2 protein-coding genes and 1 pseudogene are annotated in these 4068 nt (G+C 53.9%); 2 read left to right on the forward strand and 1 reads right to left on the reverse strand.

Features of this window, described 5'->3' with window-relative positions; genetic code table 11:
- The first annotated feature begins 285 nt into the window (after positions 1 to 285).
- A complete protein-coding gene (locus MLD24_RS21340; protein ID WP_248169330.1) occupies positions 286 to 1122 on the forward strand; it encodes a hypothetical protein in 837 nt (278 codons plus the stop codon).
- Positions 1123 to 1190: 68 nt separating this feature from the next.
- On the opposite strand, the gene ltrA is transcribed toward MLD24_RS21340, so the two are convergent.
- Positions 1191 to 2525, reverse strand: a complete 1335-nt coding sequence (gene ltrA / locus MLD24_RS21345; RefSeq protein ID WP_248169332.1) for a group II intron reverse transcriptase/maturase — start codon at positions 2523 to 2525, stop codon at positions 1191 to 1193.
- Between the two features lie 1335 nt (positions 2526 to 3860).
- Between ltrA and MLD24_RS21350 the strand changes: the two are divergent.
- A pseudogene (locus MLD24_RS21350) lies at positions 3861 to 4068 on the forward strand (group II intron reverse transcriptase/maturase); the annotation flags it as partial.

Genomic DNA, 4068 nt, shown 5'->3' on the forward strand with positions numbered 1-4068 from the left:
GCGTTAATCGGATGGGATAACAGTGACCAAAAATGATAGGAAAATAAAGGGTTACCCACCAGAAGAAGTGAAGAGCCATATTCATACAGCATTATTGTGAGAACAAATCGTGGAAGTCAAATGATTCCATGGCGAAGCGCTTAGCAATTGGCTAAGCTGATGTTTTAACAAGAACTTGGTGGGGCGCTGCTGCTATGAAATTGCGTAATAATGACGCAGTCAAGTTTGTGCAATATCGAAGCGCGCTATCTAATTGCTGTTATATGATTAGTTGAGGAAATCACATTGTCCGAAGATTCAAAGAAAATTGAAAAAGCCACCTTGTGGGACTGGGTGAAAGCTATTTGCACACTTGTTGCTGTGGGCGTTCTTTGCTACAAAATATACCTTACCCCTATCGCTTTAACTGTCGACTTCCCAACTCTACTATCCTTGCTTTTAGCATTGTTTTCGGTGGGTTTGGCAGCACTTTTTTATTTTAAAGCCACTGAGACCAGCAATACCTTTTATGATAATACTTACAATTTTACCAAGGATATTGCTCAACTTTTGGCGAAAATTGAAAGCGGATTCGGTGAGAAGCTAAGAAATTTGGATGAAGGCTACTCTTCAGTTCGTGATTATATCCAAAATAAATCATCTTCCTCTAAAGAAATTGATGACACAAAACAAAAGATTGAGGGTGAAAAGCAAGAAATAGAAAAAGTTCTAGAAGAAAGAAATAAGATAGTTCGTCAGCTTCTCGAGAGATCACAGTTGCAAGAAGAAGAAAAGGAGGCTGTTGCTAATCAGTTGGCGGAAAAGGAACAAGAGCTTGAAGCGTCCCAGAAAGAACTATCAAGAATGAATAAAAAATTATTCATTGAAAGAATGAGGAAGAGAGAAGAGCGTGAAATAGATTCTGGCATGGAAGAATTTACAAAAGATTTCGTTGTTCGTGAATTGGGTCCGGAGCATATCATTAGGTTGCCTCTCAGCCGTCTTCGGAGACAGGTGGATGATATTCTCAATAAAGCGCCACATCAATATATAGAAGATTTAGAAAGACACGACTTTTTTGATAATGGTATAAACGGAAATGGCATTAACTTTATTCGTAGACTTGCAAAGCAGCTCATATAATCGGGTAGCCGGGGGTATCTAACCCCCAGCCCCCACAACACCCTGCATGCGGCTCCGCACAGGGCGTTTCACCGAGAATGGTGAAGCTTAATCCATCCATCACGCAGCGATACCAGACCTTCAGCTTTCAGGTAGTCATTCGACAGAGCCTGCTGAATGCCCGGCGTCTTCGAGCTGCGCCAAGGGCCTTTGCTGGTGATGCCACACGCGACGGCCGATTGGACGTGAACGCCCAGCTTCATCAGGTTCCTCACTTTGGTACGAGGCTTGCGCCACTGTCGCCAGTAGGCCATCCGAACGCGGCGACGGATCCACTGATCCAAATCGCAGCAGCGTTGATAGCCGGAGGCGATACCAAAGTAGTTGATCCAGCCCCGAAGGTACTGGCTGACCTTGAACAGCTGATAATGCATCGGCACACCCCAGTTCCGGTTCGTCAGTTCCCGGACACGTTGCTTGAATTTGCGCAGCGTGTCCGGGTGCCAATGAATCTGGGTTCCCTTGAAGGTAAAGCCTAGGAACTTACTGTCATTGGTTCTGACGACTCGGCTCTTGGCGGTGTTGACCGTCAGTTTCAGGCGGTGTTCGAGGAAGTGGCTGATGCTCGTCAGCACCCGGTCACCCGCGCGACGGCTGTTCACCACAATGGTGAAGTCGTCCGCGTAGCGAGCAAACCGATGGCCCCGCCGTTCCAGTTCTTTATCCAATGGGTCGAGCATGATGTTGGCCAACAGAGGTGACAACGGGCCACCCTGTGGCACACCTTCCCGACTCTCCAGATAGAGCTGGTTATCGATAATCCCAGCTCGCAGATACCGGGCAATCAGTCCCAGCAAACGCTTGTCCTGGACCTTGCGGCCCAGGCGCGTCATCAGCAGGTCGTGATTGACCCGGTCGAAGAACTTCGACAGGTCCACATCCACCGCAAAGCGTCTCCCTTCCTTGAGAACGCTTTGTACCCGTCGCACCGCCTGGTGCGCGTTTCGACCCGGACGGAAGCCGTAGCTGTCCGCTGAGAATCCCGGATCGAAGATTGGCATCAGAATCTGGGCAATGGCTTGCTGAATCACCCGGTCTGTCACCGTCGGGATGCCAAGCTGACGCTTGCCTCCGTCCGGTTTGTCGATCTCAACCCGCCGCACCGGCGCCGGTTGATAATCGCCCGAGCGAATCGACTGCACGACCACCGTCCAGTGGCCAGCCTTTACCCAGGTGGGAAACTCGTCGATGGTCATGCCATCGATACCCGCCGCGCCCTTGTTGGCTCGAACCTGCTTCCAGGCTTGTTGGAGATTAGCCCAGTGCAGCACAGCATCGAGTAGATCATTGCTAAAGGCTGGCTTCATGGCCGTACGCTGAGCCACGTCACTGCCGGTCGGCATTCGTGTGTTCAAGTCGGCCAAGGCTCCTCCTTTGTTCCAAGTGTTTGGCCCTTCACCGTGTCCCGACCATTACGACGGGCGTTTGGCTACTATGGCCGCTGCTGACTTCTGCTCAATCACCGCCAGGGTTACCCCTGTCGGCGCTATCGGTTTCCATCTCGTTCGCTCGCAACCGCCGATGGCAGCGGCTGCGCCCAGGCTTGATCAACCAGATGCCTGACTGGTCATTGACCGATCGCTCGTTGAGCAGATCTCCCCAGATAAGAACATGCACTGTCACTGCACTGCTGCATCATTTACGGTGGCCGTTAGATCACGCGGCTTCGTTGTCTTGTGCCAACTCGCCTCCAGCCTACGCCTCATATGATGTTCTTGTTCATCAGCTCGCAGTTTTGCTAGCGGCTTCCTCCAGACGGAACCTCGCGGTTCAGCCCTTGCCATTCGCTAGTGGTTAGCGTTCAATCGGGTGAAACCGATTGAACGGTGATCTTCCCACAGGGGACTTTCACCCCATTAGTTCATGCCCATGCTGGGCGTACACAAGGCCATTAAGGTTGTTCCGGGCCGACGGCCCTCCACCGGACGCCCTTGTCAGGGCGCCGCTTATGGCTGGCGTGTGTGCCGGGCATGGCACAGAACTAGGGAGGTGAAAGTCCTCCTGCCAGGTGTTCGCAGAGCCGAAGGCTAGGAGAAGGGCAAGGGCGTCATCGCGAGGTGGGGTCTGGAGGGCCGCAGGCGCCGTGAATACCTGGAGCGGCCGGGATGCCCAATCCAAAGCGGCGGGGCGACGAGCAGGAACCCGATACGAGGTATGGTACATCCGGGGTGAGCGGGCACGTGACCGCGAAGCCCTCCTTCTGCGACTGGGATGTGCTTTATAAATTGGGCCGGGCCGCGTTCGGATTTACGCCGTGAAAGCTCTGTGCCTTACCCCAGGAGGTCTGCCGCGTGTGGACGGACCCACTGAGAGGCGAGCGATCGCCTCTGATCGCGTGGCAGAAATCAGCCGAGGGCATAGTAGGTTCGCCCGTGAACCGAAGGCCCGAACAGAGACAGGAGTCGCGAATCCGTGCAGGGAAACGGGAAGGCATCTGCAAAGCAGCTAACGCTGCCCCTGGAACAACCAGGGGATGAACCCGTTGCCGGAAATCGGGAAGACCCGCACTCCGTTCAACCCTCACCGTGGATGGCGCGCGTATTGAACAGGGACAACCTCAATCGCGCCCTGAAACGGCACACGCCGGAGAGGCCGCTGCTCAGGTTGATCAACCGGTACCTGAAGGCGGGTGTCCAGAGATCGGTCATCACAAAGAACCCACACCCGAGGGCGTGCCGCAAGGCGGCCCCCTGTCTCCGGTGTTGGCGAATGTGGTGCTGGACGAATTGGACTGGGAACTGGAACGGCGCCACCTGAGCTTCGCCCGCTACGCCGATGACTGCCAGATCTACGTTGGCAGCCGCCGTGCAGGAGAGCGGGTGATGGTGAATCTGACGCGCTTCATCGAGGACTCGCTGAGGCTCACAGTGAATACACGAAAGAGCGCGGTGGATCGGCCTTGGAAGC

This window comes from Marinobacter xestospongiae (assembly GCF_023156385.1).
Classification (GTDB): domain Bacteria; phylum Pseudomonadota; class Gammaproteobacteria; order Pseudomonadales; family Oleiphilaceae; genus Marinobacter; species Marinobacter xestospongiae.